The sequence below is a fragment of the Casimicrobium huifangae genome (assembly GCF_009746125.1).
In the GTDB taxonomy this organism is placed as follows: domain Bacteria; phylum Pseudomonadota; class Gammaproteobacteria; order Burkholderiales; family Casimicrobiaceae; genus Casimicrobium; species Casimicrobium huifangae.
In genome coordinates this window covers 4039051-4057116 of record NZ_CP041352.1, presented here as the reverse complement: position 1 = coordinate 4057116, position 18066 = coordinate 4039051, and the positions used below count along the sequence as shown (strand labels likewise).

Here is an 18066-nt window from a genome sequence, read left to right as displayed (position 1 = left end):
CGATCATTCGGAGCACTTCGCAAGGGCCGCACCGTTCCCGCCTTCGGCAGGATTTGCGAGCACCGCACGCTTTGTCTGGTCCGGAGCAGGCAGACGCTTCCTAGCGCCTGATTCGCTCCCGTTTCAACCTCCGCTGGTTGTTGTCATTGCCGCTGTTGCGCCGGTGTCCGGCGCCAGTTGCTATTTTCGTCTCCATTGCCGCGGGTCACTGTTGCCCAGGGCCCCCAAGTTTTCCGGAGTTTGCGATGCAAACCATTTTGAGTTTCTTGTCCAGTCTGTCTGAACGAATAGGAGAGGCGCTGCGTTCGATGCTGCGGCTGCCCTCGCTGCCGGCCGGCGATCTGCTGCACGACCGCAACTATCGCCGCATCTTCGCCTCGGTCATCATCACCCACTTCGGCGCCCAGATCACCATGCTGGCGCTGCCGCTCACGGCGGCCACGGTGCTCAATGCCACCCCCACCCAGATGGGCTTTCTGATGGCGGCCGAGATCGTGCCCTTCGTGCTGTTGTCGCTGCCTGCGGGCGTGTGGCTGGACCGCGTGCGCAAGCTGCCGGTCTACGTGGTTGGCGAATCGGTGTTCGCGCTCGCGCTCGCCACGGTGCCGATTGCGGCGTGGACCGGCGTGCTGTCGATGACCTGGCTCTATGTGGTGGGCTTTGTGCTTGGCTGCGTGCACGTGTTTGGCGGCACAGCCGCGCAGATCGTGCTGACGCAGATCGTGTCACGCGAACGACTGGTTGAGGCGCACAGCAAGAACGCGCTCGCTGTCTCCGGCTCGGAGATCGCTGGCCCCGGGCTGGCGGGAGCGCTGATCAAACTGCTTGGCGCGCCGATTGCGATTGCATTCGATGCGTTGCTGATTGCCGGGTCGGTGCTGCTGTTGCGCGGCATTCGCGTTGACGAGTCGCTGGCAGATCGCCCGGCGGCGACCTTCATGCGGCAGCTGCGTGATGGCCTGCGCTTTGTGTTCCGCACGCGGATGCTGTGGATGCTCGCGCTGTTCGTGGGCTGCTGGCAGTTGCTGCATCACATGGCTAGCGTGGTGCAGATTCTGGTGGCGACGCGCGAGCTGGGCATGACGGCGCAGGCGATCGGCATGTGTTACGTCGGCATGGGCGTGGGCACCATCCTCGCCAGCGTGTATGGCAAACGGGTCAGCGAACGTGTTGGCCCCGGCCCCACCATCGTGGCAGGCTTCGCGGTGAGTGCGGTGGGCTGGCTGGCGCTGGCGGTAGCGCCGGCGAGCGTGTTTGGCGTGGTGCTGTTCGGCTTCATGCTGACCTGCTTCTCCGGCGGCGCGACGCTGATCTTCGTGAACTTCCTGTCGCTCCGGCAGGCGGTCACGCCTGAGCCGTTGCTCGGCCGCATGACCAGCACCATGCGCTGGCTGATCCTGATCGGTGCCGGTCCCGGTGCGCTGATCGGTGGCTACGTGGGCGAACACATCGGCCTGCGTGCGTCGCTAGCGATGGCCGGTCTGAGCGCGGTGGTTTTGACAATTTTCGCGTGGCGCAGCACGGTGATGATGGGGACACGCAGTCTGCCCAAGCCGGCCTCGCTACCAATTCAGGGTTGATTGCATGTTTCAGGTATTCGAAAAACTCGTCAGCACCTATCCGGCTGAAGTACCGGCGGTACCGCCAAAGTCGTTGTGGTCGTTTCTGTGGTCCTGCACCAAGGGGTTGCGGCCGTACATGGCAGCAGTCACCGTCACCGCCGGCGTCATCGGCCTGATCGAGGCGCTGCTGTTCGCGATGATGGGCAAGCTGGTCGACTGGCTGGCGAAAACCGAACCGGCGCAGCTCTGGGACAAGCATGCGGGCGGGTTGATCCTGTTGTTCAGCCTGCTGGCGATCAGCCCGATCATGGTGTCGGCCTTCGCCTTTGTGAAGCACCAGACCATCATGGGCAACTTCCCGATGCGGCTGCGCTGGAACTTTCACCGCATGATGCTCGGACAGAGCATGAGCTTCTACCAGAATGAATTTGCCGGTCGCGTCGCCACCAAGGTGATGCAGACCGCGCTGGCGGTGCGTGATGTCTGGATGATCCTCGCCGACGTGATGGTGTTTGTGATCATCTACTTCGTCACCATGGTGATTGGTGCCGGCGGCTTCGACTGGCGCATCGCGCTGCCCTTCATCGCCTGGGTGATTGCCTATGGTGGCGCCTGCTGGTATTTCGTGCCTCGCCTGGCGAAGATTTCGCAGGCGCAGGCCGATGCCCGTTCGCTGATGACCGGCCGCATCACTGACGCCTACACCAACATCGCCACCGTCAAGCTGTTCTCGCACGCGCAGCGCGAAGCAGGTTACGCCAAGAACGCGATGCAGGAGTTCATGTCGACGGTGTACAAGCAGTGGCGCTACATCACTGCCTACGACATGGCGCACCATGTGCTGATCATCCTGCTCACCATGTCCACCGTCGGGGTGACGATCTGGTTATGGTCTGATGGCGCGGTGGGCGTCGGCGCCGTTGCGGCGGCGACCGCGATGACTCTGCGCCTCAACGGCATGTCGAACTGGATCATGTGGGAGCTTGCTGGTCTGTTTGAGCACATCGGCACCGTACGTGACGGCCTCGATACGCTGTCGAAACAGCAGACTGTGGTGGACGCTCCGACGGCCAAGCCGCTCACTGTGACGCGCGGCGAGATCCGCTTTGAGAACGTGACCTTCAGCTACGCACAGGATCGTCGCGAAAAATCTGCAGGCGACGCAACGACGGAGGCCACAAGACCACAGACGCTGAAGCCGATTTTCGAGAATCTGTCGCTCACCATCCAGCCCGGTGAAAAGATCGGCCTGGTCGGTCGTTCCGGCGCCGGCAAATCGACCATCGTGAACCTGCTGCTGCGCTTCTACGACATCGACAGCGGCCGCATCCTGATCGATGGCACCGACATCGCCACGGTGACACAGGACAGCCTGCGCAGCAATATCGGCATGGTCACGCAGGACACGTCACTGTTGCACCGTTCGGTACGCGACAACATTGTCTATGGCAGACCAGACGCTACTGATGAGGACATGGTGCACGCCGCGAAGCGTGCCGAGGCGCACGACTTCGTGCAGCGTCTGACCGACCCGAAAGGCCGCACGGCGTACGATGCTCACGTCGGTGAGCGCGGCGTCAAGCTGTCCGGTGGGCAGCGTCAGCGCATTGCCATTGCGCGAGTGATGCTGAAGGATGCGCCCATCCTGCTGCTAGATGAGGCGACCAGCGCCCTCGATTCCGAAGTTGAAGCGGCGATCCAGCAAAGCCTCTATCGACTGATGGAAGGCAAGACGGTGGTGGCCATCGCGCACCGACTGTCAACGATCGCCGCGATGGACCGCCTGATCGTGCTCGACGAAGGCCGTATCGTCGAAGAGGGGGATCACAAGTCCTTGCTGGCGAAAGACGGGCTCTACGCGCGCCTGTGGGCGCATCAGAGCGGTGGCTTTCTCGGCGAGAACTAGGGCCTGTTCATACTATTTTCGCGAGTGCGGCGATCCTGTTTTCGATGCACGGTTAGGCGCGAAGGCCGCCGTGGTGCGGGCACCACAAGGCATTCGCAACAACACCGGGCGCGAAAACAGGATACGCCCCGGAGGGTTGCAACGATACGGCGCGTCTGCCGCGTCGCCCTGCTTGGCCGTGGAACAACCACGGCCTTCGCAGGGCTCCTTGCACCCATCGCCGTCTCGTTGCAACGCATCTCTCGAAAATAGTGTGAACAGGCCCTAGCGCCAGCGCGGCGTTCAGATGCCTTCGATCAGCACCACAGTCCGCCGTGCGGACTGCTGACTGATCTTGAGCACTTCCTGATACTCGGGCGAATCGTAGAAGCGATTGGCGGTTGCCACATCAGGGAATTTCACCAGCACCAGCCGCGTCGGGGACCACAGCGCGGTCTCCTTGAGCGTCAAGGCGCCGCCGCGCGCCAGGTACTCGCCGCCGTATTGCTCGACCAGCGGCTTGGCTTTCAGCTTGTACTGCTCATAGAGCTCCGGATTGTCGAGCAGGGTGTCTACAACGAGATAGGCGGCCATGATTGTTTTGTGGCTTGGTGAATGAGATAGGGGAGTGTAGGGCGAGCAACAGGCAGCAACACTGCTGTTTCATCGGCAACTACCAGTATGCCTCCGTCGTTATCTGCCCAGGCGTTCGGCGGCGATGTTTGCGCAGACCTTTGCTTTCGAGGGTGACCATGGTGTCGGTGACCATTTGCGGGTTGCCGCAGAGCATGCAATGGGAGTTTTCAGGCGTGAGGGTGATGCCAACCCGGGCTTCCAGTCTGCCATCGGCAATGGCGGCGGGGATGCGGCCAGAAAGCGCGTCAGGCGCCGCCTCACGCGACACGAAGGGGACGTAGGTCAAGGCACCGTTGTGTTTCTGCGACAGCAATTCAAACGCGCTGCGATAGGCAAGCTCGGCAGCGTAGCGGACGGCGTGGACGACCACGATACGGCGGAATTTCTGCCACGGTGCGGCGGTGTGCAGGATCGACATGAACGGCCCGATGCCGGTGCCGGTGGCGAGGCACCAGAGCACCTCGGCATCAGGCACCTCCGGCATCGAGAAGAAGCCGTTGGCTCTCGGCCCGATGCAGATGGCGTCGCCCACCCGCAGCTGATGCAGCGCGGGGGACACGATGCCGCCCACAGCCTGCGGCACCAGGGTCAGAAGAATCTCGTGGGGGTGCTGGTCGGGCGCGTTGACCATCGAATAGGGCCGCATGGCGACCTCAGCGCCGCGTGCTCCGGGCAATATCAACCCGGCACGACAGTACTGGCCGGCGACGAACGGGTCCAGCGGGGCGTCGAAGCGCAGCGAAAACAGGGAATCGGTGTAATCCACGCGACCGACAATGCGGCCTTCGATAAACTTCTCGCTCACGACATCCCCGATCCTCTGCCCAGGACGTATTTTACGTGGCTGTTACCACGCTGTTCTTTGACCTCGACGGTACCGTTTCCAACAATTTTGACGGTATTGCGCGCTGCCTGAATTACGCGCTGGAAAAGCTTGGCTTTCCGCAACTGGCCGACAGCGAGGTGATGCCGTTTGTCGGGCCGCCGTTCCGCGAGTCCCTGCCGCGTGCTTTTCCCGGTATCGACACCGAAGCGGCGCTGCACTATTACCGCCACCGCTACGAGCACACCGGCTGGGCCGAGAATAGCCTCTACGAAGGCATGGGCGACGCCATTCGCCAGCTCCACCTGCAGGGTTTCACCATTGCGCTGTGCACCAGCAAGCCGCGGGTGTTTGCCGAGAAGATCATCGATCACTTCGATCTCACCCGCTACTTCGACGGCATCCATGGGCCCGAGTTCGACGGGCGCTTCGATCACAAGACCGATCTGCTCGCCCATCTGATTGGCCACTACAAGGTGGCGCCGGTCAATGCAGTGATGATCGGTGATCGCGACAAGGATGTCGAGGCCGCCTTGCACGTAGGGGCGCATTCGCTGGGCGTACTCTGGGGATTTGGCAGCCATGACGAGTTGCACAACGCCGGCGCGCGGCGCATCATTGACTCCCCGGCGCAACTGATCCACACCGTACACTCCATCGCCTGATCGTCCGGCGTCGTGCGCCGTGCCGCACCGGATGATCATCGTTACAGGAGGTCCCGATGGAAGTCATTCACACCGTAGCCGAACTGCGCAAGTATCTGCAGGGCGTGCCGAACAACGTGTTCGTGCCGACCATGGGCAATTTGCACGAGGGCCATCTGCGCCTGGTCGAGGAAGCAGCGCCGCGCGGTGCCTGCACTGTCGTCAGCATCTTTGTGAACCGCCTTCAGTTCGGGCCCCGCGAGGACTTTGACCGCTACCCGCGCACGCTGGCGGATGACTGCAGGAAGCTGGAAAGTATCGACTGCGACGTGGTCTTTGCACCTGACGAACAGGAGCTCTACCCGGAACCGCAGACCTACACCGTGCAGCCGTCCGGCATTGAGGACATCCTGGAAGGTGCCGTGCGTCCGGGGCACTTTCGCGGTGTTGCCACCGTCGTGCTGAAGCTCTTCAACATGGTGCAGCCGCATGCCGCGGTGTTCGGCAAGAAGGACTACCAGCAGTGTCTGGTGCTGCAGACGATGGCGCGGCAACTGGCGCTGCCGGTCGAGATCATCCTTGCCGAGACGGTGCGCGCGGAGGACGGCCTCGCACTGTCGTCGCGCAACCAGTATCTGTCTGCCGCTGAGCGCGCAGAGGCACCTCGACTCTATCGCGTGCTGCAGGAAGTGCGCGACGCGGTGCGCACCGGCACACACTCATGGGCGACGATCGAGGCCGAGGCGATGACCGAGCTCGAACGCCACGGCTGGCGCCCGGACTACATCACCGTGCGCCGCCGTGCCGATCTGCTGCCGCCAAAAGACGAGGACCGCGAACTGGTCATTCTGGGCGCCGCGCGGCTGGGCACGCCTCGTCTGCTCGATAACCTCGAACTGACGCTCTGAGCGCATTGCAGCGTAGTGACTACCGACGGCGGGCAACGGCCGTTTTAACCATCAGCTTTTCCATGGACGCTCGCCGGCAAAGGGCCGAAAGCCGGAATAGCGCCAAAGTCGACTTTTAAACTATATTGCGCCGGGCCCTTATTCAACAAGGGTTTCAGCAAAAAGCCGTGAACGAACTCCGGTTACGCGTACCAGCGCGGCCACGCACCCGTGCGTACCGCGTAGTCGAGCGCGACGCCGACAAAGACCGCCATCCCGAACAGGTTGTTGCCGCGGAAGGCAGCGAAGCAGCGCATGCGGTCGCGATCGCGGATCAGCCAGAGATGATGCAGCGCCAGCGTCGCGGCGAGGGTGAGGCCGAAGTAGTAAATCGGGCCGAGGCCGGCGGCGTTGCCGATCAGCACCATCATGGCAATGAATGCGGCGTAGCAACAGGCGACCGCCAGCACGTCAAAGCGCCCGAAAAAGAGCGCCGAGGTACGGATGCCGATGCGGATGTCGTCGTCGCGATCCACCATCGCGTACTCGGTGTCGAACGCCAGCACCCAGAAAAAGTTGGCCAGCATCAGCCATGCCGCGATCAACGGCACCTCGCCGCGCACCGCCGCAAACGCCATCGGAATGCCCATGCTGAACGCGACCCCCAGGATGGCCTGCGGGATCGAGAAGAAGCGCTTGGTGAACGGGTAGATGGCGGCGATTGCCAGCGCCGGCAGCGCCCAGAAACGTGCCGGCCAGTTGAGCGGGATCAGCAGCAGCGCGGCAGCCAGTGCGCACGCCGCGCCCACCCAAAGCGCCTCGCGTCCGCTGATCTCGCCGGCGGCCAGCGGCCGCATCGCCGTGCGCTTCACGGCGCCGTCAAACTCGCGGTCGGCCCAGTCGTTGATCGCGCAGCCGGCCGAGCGCATGAGGATGGTGCCCAGCACGAAGACGGCGACCAGTCGCACGTCGGGTGCGCCACGCGTGGCGATCCACAGCCCCCACAGCGTTGGCCACATCAACAGCATGAAGCCCACCGGCTTGTCGAGGCGGATCAGGCGCTCGTAGGCGTCGAGTTTGGTCTTGATCTGGCCGAGGCTCAATGTGGTCATGATCGGTCGGGTTTGTTCACAGCAGCGTTCGCTGCAGCGCGGCGGCAGGCTTCATCTGGCGCAGGAAGTGGGCGGGCGTCGGATAGGCCAGGCGCAGACGCAGCTCGCGTTTCATGCGGGCGTTGTCGATGCGGCGCGACTCGCTCATGAATGAATAGAGCATCGGTGACACCTCGCGGATCAGTTGCGCGCGCGGCAGCCTGCGCGGGCGTGGCAGGGCCACGGCATCGGCCACCTGGTCGAAGTATTGCCCCATCAGCAGCTCGCTGTCATCCACCACATTGATGACACGCCGGCTGCGGCCACGAAAGATGGCGAGCCAGGTGGCGCGCGCCAGATCCTCGGCGTGGATGTGGTTGCTGTAAACATCGTCTTCCATCGCCAGCGCCGGCGTGCCAGCGCGCAGACGCTCTACCGGCAGCCGGTCGGCCGCGTAGATGCCGGGTGCCCGCAGGATGGCAACACGTTGTGAGCGGGCAGCACGAATGCGGGCTTCGGCGGCGACGCGGCGTCTGGCGCGGGGACTCGCAGGGCGGGCGCGACGGGTTTCGTCAATCAGCTCACCGGCACAATCGCCATAGATGCCGGTGGTGCTGATGTAGACGCTGTGCAAGGCATGCCGGTGATGGCGCAACCGTCTCGCGGCAATGACCCGGCTGGCGGCGGCATCGTCTTCGGCATGCCGGCGGCGCTGAGCGCGCGCGCGGGCGCGGTTGCCCGCGTCCGGCGGCGGCCACCTGGAAACGGCGGCCAGCCAGCGTCGCATGCGCGGATCGTCGTTGCCGTCGTTTGGCGGCGGCGCCAGCATCAGCACGGCTGCGGCGCTGCGGCCGAGCGCGCCGGCACGACGCAGACCCGGCCGGAAATCGAGATCGCCATCGACCGGTAAAATTCCGTCTTCCCGCAAGGTTCGGGCGGTTTCCGCACTACGTGCGAGACCCAGCCAGCGGATCGCGTCGCTGGCGCCGGGGCGCGAATTGACGCTGGCCACCAGCCGCCGCGCCACATCGCCCGCGCCAACGATCAATATCCTCAGCCTTCGTCTTTTCACCGTTTTCCTGCGTACAACGCGTTCCGTTTCATGCCCCAAGTCACCCTCGAGCCCGGCGGCCACGTCTTCTCCTGCGACGCCGATGAGACTATTTTGACAGCAGCGCTGCGGGCTGGCCTGTTGATCCCCTACGGTTGCAAGAACGGCGCCTGCGGCTCGTGCAAGGGGCGGGTGCTCGATGGCGAAGTGGAACACGGTCCGCATCAGGCCACCACGCTGCCGGAGCTGGAGCGCACCCAGGGCCGCGCGCTGTTCTGTGTGGCCAGGCCAAAGGGTGATGTGACCATCGAAGCGCGCGATGTGCGCAAGGCGGGCGACATCGTGCTGAAAACCCTGCCGTGCCGCATCGAGCAGCTCGAACGGGTGGCTGACGACGTGATGATCCTGCGCTTCAAGCTGCCAGCGAATGAACGCCTGCAATACCGCGCGGGGCAATACATCGAGTTTCTGCTGAAAGATGGCAAGCGGCGCAGCTTCTCGATGGCCAACGCCCCGCACGACGATGCGCTGATCGAACTGCACATCCGTCACCTGCCCGGCGGCCTGTTCACCGATCGCGTGTTCGGCGTCTCGACACCAGCGCTGAAAGTGCGCGACATCCTGCGTTTTGAAGGCGCACACGGTGGCTTCTATCTGCGGGACGACAGTGACAAGCCAATCATTCTGCTCGCCAGCGGTACCGGCTTCGCGCCAATCAAGGCGATCGTCGAACACATGATCCACACCGGCAACGAGCGTCCGGTCACGCTCTACTGGGGCGGTCGGCGGCCGAAAGATCTGTATCTGCATGAGCTCGCCAGAGGCTGGGTCGCGCAGCACCCGCAACAATTCCGCTATGTGCCGGTGGTCAGTGATGCGCTACCCGAAGACCACTGGCCCGGCCGCACCGGCTTTGTTCATCGCGCGGTGATGGCGGACTATCCCGACCTGTCCGGCCATCAGGTCTACGCCTGCGGCGCGCCAGTGGTGGTGGATTCAGCACGAGCTGATTTCACGACGCAATGCAATTTGCCTGAAGCCGACTTTTTCGCTGATAGTTTCGTCGTTGCCGCGGCCACCGGCAGCTGAGCAACGCTCAGCGTTGCTGCTGTTTGTTCTCGTACATCACGGCGTCTGCATCACGTAGCGCCTGCTTGAACGCGTTCAGATCAGGAGCGGGTATGGGCGCATGCCCGACCGCGACCGATGGTGCCAGGTACTCGTCGTTGGCAGATAGCAACGCCTGACTCGTTTGCACGAAGGTTGACGCGACATCGCTCAGCACGTTGTCGACCTGGATGGCGGGCGGCAGCAGCAAAACGAATTCATCACCTCCGAAGCGAGCGACCAGCGCGGACGCTGGCAATCGCTGTCGGCAGCACTCAACCAGAGCCTGCAATACGCGATCACCGACCTCGTGGCCGAGCGAATCATTGATTCGTTTGAATCCGTTGGCATCAAGGACGGCAATCGTCGCACCAGGCTGATGCTCCTGCATCCAGCGCGGTAACGCGGCGTAAAGTCCTCGCCGACTGAGAGCGCCAGTCAGCGCGTCGCGGTAAACGAGTTCGCGCACCTGTGCGGCGCGCATGGCATTCACGCTCATCACCATTGCAGCGACACTGGCGAGCAATACGACGCTGCCAAGCAGGTAGGTCGCCACGTTGACCGGTGTCGGTGTCAGCGCGGTGGCGATTTCGGTGCGGCGCAAGGCGTCAATGCCGCGGGCGAGCATCAGCAGCGCGAAGAACAAAAGCGGCACAGCACCAAAGCGCGCTGCCGCCCGAAGATGTGGCTGCTGTTGCCGGAGAAACTCGGTGCCGGCCAACAGGCAGGCGAACGCCATCAACAGCGAGAACCCAAAAACACGCCAGCGTGGGATCGGCCAGAGATAAACCACGGCCAGATTCCACATCAGAGCGACAAACATGGTCACCAGCAATGTGGTGGTACCCGTGGTGACGCCACGGAACGCGCGCGCGCCATGCCAGGCAAGCATTACAGCCGTGATCATCAGCGTGTTGCCAACCGCGCGCGTGAGCAGGTCGGGCAGCACGTCCTGCAGCGAATTAAGGCCGATGCCGCTTGCCAGCGACGCTGCGCTGAGCACCCACGCGTTGATACCGGCCATGGTGTCGCCATCGCGCCGCGCAGCCCACAACACGGCAGTGAGTGCGAAACCCGAAATTGATAGCGTTAGCCCAATCGAACGAGGATCAAGCGTTTCCAAGGGATGGACGTGCGGGCGCCGGATCAACAGAGGCATGCACTGTAGCATTATCGAAACAATCTGACTTTGACATCCCCACACTTTCGGCAGCAACAACGCTGTCGGCACGACTGGCGGGAGTTGGTGACTACACGTATGGCACTCGATACCTGGCTCGCGTTTTTTGCGGCCTCCTGGATCATCTCGTTCTCGCCCGGCTCGGGTGCGATTTACGCGATGAGTTGCGGTCTGAATCACGGCTTCCGTCGTGGCTTCATTGGTACGTTCGGCCTGATCGCAGGCATCATGACGGCGCTGGCCGTGGTGGCGGTGGGCCTTGGTGCAGTGCTCAGCACGTCAACGCATGCCTTCACTGCACTCAAGTGGCTGGGTGTGGCCTATCTGGTGTATCTTGGCCTCAAGCAATGGCGCGCGGCACCGGTGCCGATGGCCGCCGTCGATCGCGATGCACCCAATGTCAACGCACGGACGCTGATGGTGAAAGGCTGGGCGGTAAACGCCACCAATCCGAAGGGCCTCGTGTTCATGATGGCGGTGATGCCGCAGTTCATTGACGGTCATGCCTCGCTGTGGTCGCAGTATCTGGCGATTGCGGCCACCATGGCCTGCACCGACTTTGTTGCGATGGCGATCTACACCGCGTTCGCCGCTCGGGTACTGGCGTTTTTCCGATCGGAAGCGCAGATCCGGTTCCTGAACCGGCTGTTCGGCGGGCTGTTCGTTGCGGCAGCGACAGCGCTGGCCACCTTCAAGCGGGCGAGCGCCTAGCCCTGCTCTACGTTCGGCTCAACGCAGCGACACGTCGGCGTAGCAGGCCTCAGCCTTGCCGCCCAGACTGTCGGTGTCAGTCATCAGGCCGACACCTTCGATCTCGCCGGGCTCCTCGCCCGGAAAGGCGCGCCGGAAATCAGCCCGAACATCACGGCTGAACGACTGCCAGTCTGCCAGGCCGTCGGGCCCGCGCTTGACGACCAGCTTCTTGATGCGGCTGGTGTTGGAATTGGGCAGGATGGTTTCGGGTTCGGTCTTCGCATCCCATATGTACTGGATTGCGGCGTAAGGCAGCTCGAGCCCGCCCAGCGCTCGTGCGAGGCTCATGGTGGCGCGCTCAGCGGCGTCGAGTTTGCTGCGGTCGCCCTTGAACGAGACCACCACACGCGCCGGCGCATCGTCCTTGCCGATCGCCGACGGATCAGCATCGGGAATGGCCGCCGGGATGAACCAGCGCCAGGATAGCGTTGACCGATCGGCGAAGGCGGAAGGCACGGGCGCCACCCAGAACGACCAGGCCGCGTTCGAGATGGCATGAATGCAGGGCACGCCTGCCATTGAGCCCGTGTTGTAGGCCGTTGGCGTCTTGAAACGGATGTTGACCGCATGCCAGGGTGCCACCGCGGCGTCATTCGGCAATGCAAAGCGATCGGTGCTGTCCACCGGGGGCTCGACGACTGGCGCCGGCATCTGAGTGCACGCGCTGACCAGCAGCAGTATCAGTGTCGCAGACAGTAAAGGCCGCAAGCGGCGTGATCGCAAGTCTTGACTGAGCACAGATTCCCCCGAAGCTACGCCACCACTTATCGCGCTGTTTTACCTGACTGAGGACGCCTTGGCGCGAAAAATTTCCACATTGGATTCAGCAGGCGCTGATGGCGTACTGACCCAGCACCGCAGCGAGCTCCTCTGCAACGACGGCGGAACCAGCAATCACCTGATTGCTCGTCAGAAAGTCATTGCCGCCGGTGAAGTCGCACACCACGCCACCGGCCTCCGTCACCAGCAACGCCCCGGCGGCCGCGTCCCAGGCACTGAGGCTCATCACGAAGAAGCCATCAAGCCGGCCCGCTGCCACCTGTGCGAGATCCAGCGCGGCTGCGCCGGTGCGGCGGATGCTGCCGGCACGGCGGGCAACGTCAAGCCACGCTGGCAGCACCCGCTCGAAGCTCTTGCTTGCCGCTGATGGCAGCACAGAGCCGATCAGGCCGCTGGCAAGTGCGTGTTCGCAATTGACTGCGAGGCGCACGGGTGGCTGGTCAACCCTGTGCAGCCAGGCGCCGAAACCCTTGCCGGCGCAGAACACCTCGCCACTGACCGGATTGGCGATGACCCCAGCCTGCACCTCGCCGTCAACCTCAACCGCAATCGAGGTGGCGACGTAAGGGAAACCATGCACAAAGTTGAAGGTGCCATCGAGCGGGTCGACGATCCAGCGCACATTGTTTGCTGGCACATCGCCGAGGACACGCTCGCCCCCTTCTTCGCCGAGCAGCACGTCGCCCGGAAAGTCCGCCGCGATGCGGGCTGCCATCATCGTCTCCACTTCGCGGTCGGTATCGGTCGCGAAGTCGTTGGCCGATTTTTCACTGAGCGTATGCCGTCGCGCGGCGAACGCGCGGCGAATCATGACCGACGCTTCGTCGGCCAATGTCATCGCGAGTTGCAGGCGTGGATTCATGTGGCGACAATAGCGCAAACCATTTGCAGGAGGAATCGCTGTGTCCCATATCTCGATCAAGCGCGCTCACCATTCAACCGTGGCCGACGCCAGAAAGACGGCCGACAAGGTGGCAGCCAAACTGGCCAAGGACTATGACCTGCGCTCGAACTGGGATGGCGATGTGCTGCACTTTGACCGTAGCGGTCTGCACGGCACGCTGGCCGTCAGCGCGAAAGACATTCAGGTGGACGTGAAGCTCGGCTTGCTGATGGCGGCGTTCAAGGGCCCGATCCAGTCGGCGATGGAGACGCAACTGGACGGATTGATCAAGCCGGCGCCCGCTGCCGCAAAGTCGGCAGCGGCAAAGCCTGCGGGCAAAGCGAAGAAGTAAATTGTCTTGGCGCTGGCAGCCTGCTAGGACGCCAGCGCGAACGACTCCGCCCGCGCCCGCTTCCAGTAGTACTCGAACACCTGATGGCCGGATGCTTCTTGTAGCAGTGAACCGGGCTTGAGGAATTTGTACAGCGTCGCCAGCGACGTGACCTCGGTTGAGCTGATGCGGCGAATGATGTGTTCGGGCCGCAACTGATCGGGGTGCGTGAGCCCCGCCGCCGCCAGCAACTCGGACAGTGCATGCAGCGTGCTCTTGTGGAACTCGTTCACACGCTCGGCCTTGCTTGGCACCACCAGCGCGCGTTGCCGCAATGGGTCCTGGGTGGTGACGCCGGTCGGGCAGGTGCCGGTGTGGCAGCTCTGCGCCTGAATGCAGCCGAGCGCGAACATGAAGCCGCGAGCCGAATTGCACCAGTCGGCACCCATCGCCAACGTTTTGGCAATATCGAAGGCGGACACGATCTTGCCACTCGCGCCAAGCTTCACGCGATCACGCACGCCAATGCCGACCAGCGTGTTGTGCACCAGCATCAGGCCTTCGCGCAGCGGCACGCCAACGTGGTCGGTGAACTCCACCGGCGCCGCGCCAGTGCCGCCTTCGGAGCCGTCAACCACGATGAAATCGGGCGTCAATCCCGTCTTTACCATCGCCTTGGCAATCGCGAAGAACTCCCACGGATGACCGATCGCGAGCTTCATGCCGGCCGGTTTGCCGCCGGACAGCTCGCGCATCTTCGCGATGAACTCGAGCAGTTCGACCGGATTCGAGAACACGCTGTGCTTCGCCGGCGACACGCAGTCAACTCCCACTGGCACGCCGCGCGCCTCGGCAATCTCGGCCGTCACCTTCGGCCCCGGCAGCACGCCGCCGTGGCCGGGCTTGGCGCCCTGCGAAAGCTTCAGCTCCACCATCTTCACTTGCGGATCCTGCGCCTGCTCGGCGAAGCGAACGGGATCGAACTTGCCGTCTGCGGTGCGGCAGCCGAAGTAGCCGCTGCCCAGTTCCCAGATGAGATCGCCGCCCATCTCGCGGTGATAGCGCGAGATCGATCCTTCGCCAGTGTCGTGGGCAAAGCCGCCCATCTTCGCGCCCTGATTCAGCGCGCGGATCGCGTTGGCCGAAAGCGCGCCAAAACTCATCGCCGAGACGTTGAACACCGAGGCGGAGTAAGGCTGTTTGCTCGTTTCGCCGATAGTCCGGCGAAAGTCCGGTGTCGAGGGGGCGGCGGGTGACACCGAATGATTGATCCACTCGTAGCCAGGTTCGTAGACATCAAGCTGGGTGCCGAAGGGCCGTTTGTCCGATTCCTTCTTGGCCCGCTGATAGACGAGCGAGCGGGAAGCACGCGAAAACGGTGAGGATTCGTTGTCGCTCTCGATGAAGTATTGCCGGATCTCTGGCCGGATGTACTCGAAGAAGAAACGGAAGTGCGACAGGATCGGGTAATTGCGCCGGATCGCCTGCCTGGTTTGCGTCACGTCGATGAAGCCCACGAGCGACAGGAACCCGCTGATCGTGATCAGTGGCCAGGTCACCCAGGGCGCGCGAAACACAAACTCCAGAACCAGGCTGCCGATGAACACGGCGACGGCAATCGCGAAGGCGTAGTAGCGGGAGGGCATGATGGCGACCGGCGGGAAGCGAAACGTGAAGGCTACGTGATTCGCTGGGCTTCGTCACCCGGTTTGCGTGGCGTCGCGGTTGTGACCGCTACGAACGGCGCAGGAAGTCTTGGAGAGCTAGAGCGCCAGCAACTCGAAATCCACCTGTGAAGGGATGCCAGGTGCGACTACCATGCTGCGTTCGTCGCAGTCGATGATGACCCCGAAGATGCTTTCCACCCGCAGCTCCGGCGGTGATGCCGGATCGGGGTGGCGGCAGATGGCGCCATATCTGGCGTCGGTACCGGTGGCAACGCCGTCGCCCGATTCGTCGCGCAGCAGGATCGCCAGATGCACGTCATCGATCAGGTCCGGCCAGTCTGCGATGTGCCGATCAGCGCATTGCAGACGTGGCTCGGTGGTCAGCATCTGTGTCAGCGGTGCCTGCCTTTCGGCGAGCCGAGAATCGCAGAAGTGATTGGTGTGCGCTACCACACCGTGATCGGGTGACAGCGCAACGGCGCCGCTGGGGCTGTACTCAAGCGACGTGACATGGCCGCTAGGGTCGCCGAGAATGGCATTGGATGACGCAGCAAACTTGAGCGAGCGCGCGAGCGCAACCACCGACTTCACGTCGGCGCAGTCAAGCGCCATGCGCTGGAAGATGTGTACCGGGATGCCCAGGCCTTCGCGGTCGTCGGTGGCGCGCAGGATGTTGAGCCCGACACCCACGCCGTGCTCATTGACCCCAATCTTGGCGACGATGCCAGCCTCGGTCAGCGTCACATAGTCGGGCCAGCCGTCGCGATGCACCCGCAGCGCGATCACGTTCTGCCGCTGGAAGCCGACCCAGTCCCAGTTCTGCGCGACGCGCGTGTGACCGTCGGCGCAGCGCGTGCCCGCCACGGCCACGCTGGTGCATTCGCCAATGTCGAACAGACCCATCGCGGCATTGCGGGCTTTGGCGACGTCGCTGTGGGCGTATTCCATGCCCAGGAATGACGGCGGCAGGATTTCGGTGCGGCAGTTGAGCGCGAGGATCTCGTTGACCTTCAGCCCGCTGCCGGCGGCGAGGCCTTCAATTTCTTCAATGATGCCGCCGCCACAACCTTCAATGATGTCGCGGAACTCTGCCGCTCGCTGCTGTGCTGTCGTCCAGTCAATACCGCAACTGGCGAACATCGCCGCATAGCAGCGGACCGAGCCGCCGATCTGGGTGCGGGCCGCGCGTCCGCAGGCCATGCCCCGCGCAAACGGCTCGCCGTCAAGCTCTAGTACTGGAAACATCGCTCTCGGTCTGTCTTGTTGTCGTTGTCGGGATGCAGCTACCCTAGCGTTGCCGTGTCGGCGCCCTCTGCGTGGCTACACTGCTGGAATGAAGCGGATTCTTATCACAGGGGCAACGCGCGGCATAGGTTACGCCACGGCGAAGCGACTGCTGGCGCGTAACGACGAACGGCAGGCAACAGCCGCAGAAAAGCTGCATGTGCTCGCCCTCGGGCGGGATTTCACGCGGTTTGATCTGGATGGCGGCGATGCCGGCGTGCGCTGCGAACGGGTACCATTTGACCTGCGTGCCATTGACGATATCGCTGCGCTCTGCCAACGGCTCGGGCCAATCGACGTGCTGGTGAACAACGCAGCCATGCTCACCGCGCAGCCGTTCGGGCAGTACTCCCCGAAAGACCGACGCGATCTGATCGCCACCAACATCGAAGCACCGGCCGAGCTGATCCGCTGCCTGGTGCCGCCGATGATTGCCGGCAACGGCGATCCGGTGCGCGGCCGTGTCATCAATATCGCCTCGGTGGCCGGATTTGGCGGGCACCCGGACGTTTGGTACGGCGCCAGCAAGGGCGCCATCCTCAATATGACCAAGAGCCTGGCCAAACTCTATGGGCCGCAGGGTGTGCTGATCAATGCGGTGGCGCCGGGGCCGACCAAAACGGCCATGTTTGACCAGCTGCCGCAGTCGCGCATTGACGAGTTCAACCGGCTGGTGTTCGCGCGCCGTTTCGCCGAACCCGACGAGATTGCCAAAGTGATCGAATGGCTCGCGCTCGACGCACCGGAGTACGTCAACGGCGCCTGCATCGACGCCGCGAGCGGCGGCTACCTGCGCTAGCGGTTACACCGGCGGGCGCTTGCGCGTGTTCAGGCGAGGCTCTTCGTCATCGCGTCGAGCATCACTTCGGGCGGCTGGGCGCCAGACAGTGCCAGCTTCTGGTTGAAGATCAGGAACGGCACGCCACTGATGCCCTGACGACGAACGCTGGCGTCAAGTGCGGCGATCTGCTCCAGCGTGGAGGGTTCCGACAGCACCGCCCGCGTTGCCTCTGCATCCAGACCGCATTCAGCCGCGATCGCCACCAGCACATCGATATCGCCGACAAAGCGGCCATCGACAAAGTAAGCCTTGAACAGTCGCTCGACGATGGCATCGGCATGGCCGCCGCCTTCGATGCTTTGTGCATAGGCGATGAGGGCGTGCGCCATCAGCGTGTTCGGCTGTCGCTGGATGCCGTCGAAGTTGAGCGCGAGCCCGGCGTTGCGGCCGGCTGCGCTGACCCGTGCGTAAATTTCCGCCGCTCGCTGCGGGCCGCCGAATTTGGCCTCCAGATAGGCCTTGCGGTCGGTGCCTTCGGGCGGCAGGTCCGGGTTCAACTGAAACGGATGCCAGCGGATGGTGATTTCAATGTCGGCGTGTGCCGCACGGAACTGCGTGATTGCCGCCTCGACGTGGCGCTTGCCGATGTAGCACCACGGGCAGACGACGTCGGAAACGATGTCAATGTTGAGCGGGGAAGTCGTTGCGGTAGCGGTCATGA

At 63.4% G+C, this 18066-nt stretch carries 18 protein-coding genes; 8 read left to right on the top strand and 10 right to left on the bottom strand.

From position 1 onward, the window contains the following. The first annotated feature begins 245 nt into the window (after nucleotides 1–245). Together FKL89_RS18400 and FKL89_RS18395 are read left to right on the top strand one after the other, a co-directional pair. On the top strand, nucleotides 246–1580 hold the full coding sequence (locus FKL89_RS18400; RefSeq protein WP_238363427.1) for an MFS transporter: 1335 nt from the start codon (nucleotides 246–248) through the stop codon (nucleotides 1578–1580). A gap of 4 nt (nucleotides 1581–1584) precedes the next feature. After that, entirely contained in the window at nucleotides 1585–3468 is a 1884-nt protein-coding gene (locus FKL89_RS18395; protein WP_156864177.1) for an ABC transporter ATP-binding protein, read from the top strand. Nucleotides 3469–3750: 282 nt separating this feature from the next. On the opposite strand, the gene FKL89_RS18390 is transcribed toward FKL89_RS18395, so the two are convergent. Together FKL89_RS18390 and FKL89_RS18385 are read right to left on the bottom strand one after the other, a co-directional pair. Next, on the bottom strand, nucleotides 3751–4041 hold the full coding sequence (locus FKL89_RS18390) for a DUF1330 domain-containing protein (protein ID WP_156864176.1): 291 nt from the start codon (nucleotides 4039–4041) through the stop codon (nucleotides 3751–3753). Nucleotides 4042–4120: 79 nt separating this feature from the next. Continuing rightward, complete coding sequence (locus FKL89_RS18385) at nucleotides 4121–4888, bottom strand: ferredoxin--NADP reductase (protein WP_238363426.1); 768 nt, start codon at nucleotides 4886–4888, stop codon at nucleotides 4121–4123. Nucleotides 4889–4923: 35 nt separating this feature from the next. On the opposite strand from FKL89_RS18385, the gene FKL89_RS18380 reads away from it, so the two are divergent. Beyond that, the gene (locus tag FKL89_RS18380) at nucleotides 4924–5571 is read left to right on the top strand and encodes an HAD hydrolase-like protein (RefSeq protein ID WP_156864175.1); all 648 of its coding nucleotides are present in this window, start codon (nucleotides 4924–4926) and stop codon (nucleotides 5569–5571) included. A 56-nt stretch (nucleotides 5572–5627) separates the two neighbouring features. Further along, on the top strand, nucleotides 5628–6458 hold the full coding sequence (gene panC / locus FKL89_RS18375) for a pantoate--beta-alanine ligase (protein WP_156864174.1): 831 nt from the start codon (nucleotides 5628–5630) through the stop codon (nucleotides 6456–6458). Between the two features lie 182 nt (nucleotides 6459–6640). Here the strand turns inward: panC and ubiA are convergent, their stop codons facing one another. Together ubiA and FKL89_RS18365 are read right to left on the bottom strand one after the other, a co-directional pair. Then, nucleotides 6641–7549, bottom strand: coding sequence for a 4-hydroxybenzoate octaprenyltransferase (gene ubiA, locus FKL89_RS18370; protein ID WP_156864173.1), 909 nt, complete (start codon nucleotides 7547–7549; stop codon nucleotides 6641–6643). A gap of 16 nt (nucleotides 7550–7565) precedes the next feature. After that, complete coding sequence (locus FKL89_RS18365; protein ID WP_238363425.1) at nucleotides 7566–8576, bottom strand: Rossmann-fold NAD(P)-binding domain-containing protein; 1011 nt, start codon at nucleotides 8574–8576, stop codon at nucleotides 7566–7568. Nucleotides 8577–8630: 54 nt separating this feature from the next. On the opposite strand from FKL89_RS18365, the gene FKL89_RS18360 reads away from it, so the two are divergent. Next, nucleotides 8631–9668, top strand: a complete 1038-nt coding sequence (locus FKL89_RS18360; RefSeq protein WP_156864172.1) for a CDP-6-deoxy-delta-3,4-glucoseen reductase — start codon at nucleotides 8631–8633, stop codon at nucleotides 9666–9668. A 7-nt stretch (nucleotides 9669–9675) separates the two neighbouring features. Here the strand turns inward: FKL89_RS18360 and FKL89_RS18355 are convergent, their stop codons facing one another. Beyond that, on the bottom strand, nucleotides 9676–10710 hold the full coding sequence (locus FKL89_RS18355; protein WP_162527582.1) for a GGDEF domain-containing protein: 1035 nt from the start codon (nucleotides 10708–10710) through the stop codon (nucleotides 9676–9678). Between the two features lie 234 nt (nucleotides 10711–10944). On the opposite strand from FKL89_RS18355, the gene FKL89_RS18350 reads away from it, so the two are divergent. Beyond that, nucleotides 10945–11577, top strand: a complete 633-nt coding sequence (locus tag FKL89_RS18350; protein ID WP_156864785.1) for a LysE family transporter — start codon at nucleotides 10945–10947, stop codon at nucleotides 11575–11577. Nucleotides 11578–11595: 18 nt separating this feature from the next. Here the strand turns inward: FKL89_RS18350 and FKL89_RS18345 are convergent, their stop codons facing one another. Then, on the bottom strand, nucleotides 11596–12270 hold the full coding sequence (locus tag FKL89_RS18345; protein WP_162527581.1) for a DUF3047 domain-containing protein: 675 nt from the start codon (nucleotides 12268–12270) through the stop codon (nucleotides 11596–11598). Nucleotides 12271–12442: 172 nt separating this feature from the next. Further along, nucleotides 12443–13261 carry an inositol monophosphatase family protein gene (locus FKL89_RS18340; RefSeq protein WP_156864169.1) on the bottom strand — a complete coding sequence of 273 codons (819 nt, stop codon included), beginning with the start codon at nucleotides 13259–13261 and terminating at the stop codon, nucleotides 12443–12445. A 40-nt stretch (nucleotides 13262–13301) separates the two neighbouring features. Here FKL89_RS18340 and FKL89_RS18335 point away from each other — a divergent pair, with 40 nt between their 5' ends. After that, nucleotides 13302–13634, top strand: coding sequence for a polyhydroxyalkanoic acid system family protein (locus tag FKL89_RS18335; protein ID WP_272953705.1), 333 nt, complete (start codon nucleotides 13302–13304; stop codon nucleotides 13632–13634). A gap of 23 nt (nucleotides 13635–13657) precedes the next feature. Here FKL89_RS18335 and FKL89_RS18330 read toward each other — a convergent pair whose 3' ends face one another. Further along, nucleotides 13658–15259: an FMN-binding glutamate synthase family protein gene (locus tag FKL89_RS18330; RefSeq protein ID WP_156864167.1), complete on the bottom strand. Its 1602-nt coding sequence runs from the start codon at nucleotides 15257–15259 to the stop codon at nucleotides 13658–13660. A gap of 117 nt (nucleotides 15260–15376) precedes the next feature. Next, the gene (locus FKL89_RS18325; RefSeq protein WP_156864166.1) at nucleotides 15377–16525 is read right to left on the bottom strand and encodes a C45 family autoproteolytic acyltransferase/hydrolase; all 1149 of its coding nucleotides are present in this window, start codon (nucleotides 16523–16525) and stop codon (nucleotides 15377–15379) included. Nucleotides 16526–16613: 88 nt separating this feature from the next. Here FKL89_RS18325 and FKL89_RS18320 point away from each other — a divergent pair, with 88 nt between their 5' ends. Further along, a complete protein-coding gene (locus FKL89_RS18320) occupies nucleotides 16614–17363 on the top strand; it encodes an SDR family NAD(P)-dependent oxidoreductase (protein ID WP_162527579.1) in 750 nt (249 codons plus the stop codon). 29 nt (nucleotides 17364–17392) lie between these two features. Here the strand turns inward: FKL89_RS18320 and FKL89_RS18315 are convergent, their stop codons facing one another. After that, nucleotides 17393–18064: a DsbA family oxidoreductase gene (locus FKL89_RS18315; protein WP_156864164.1), complete on the bottom strand. Its 672-nt coding sequence runs from the start codon at nucleotides 18062–18064 to the stop codon at nucleotides 17393–17395. Nucleotides 18065–18066 lie beyond the last annotated feature (2 nt).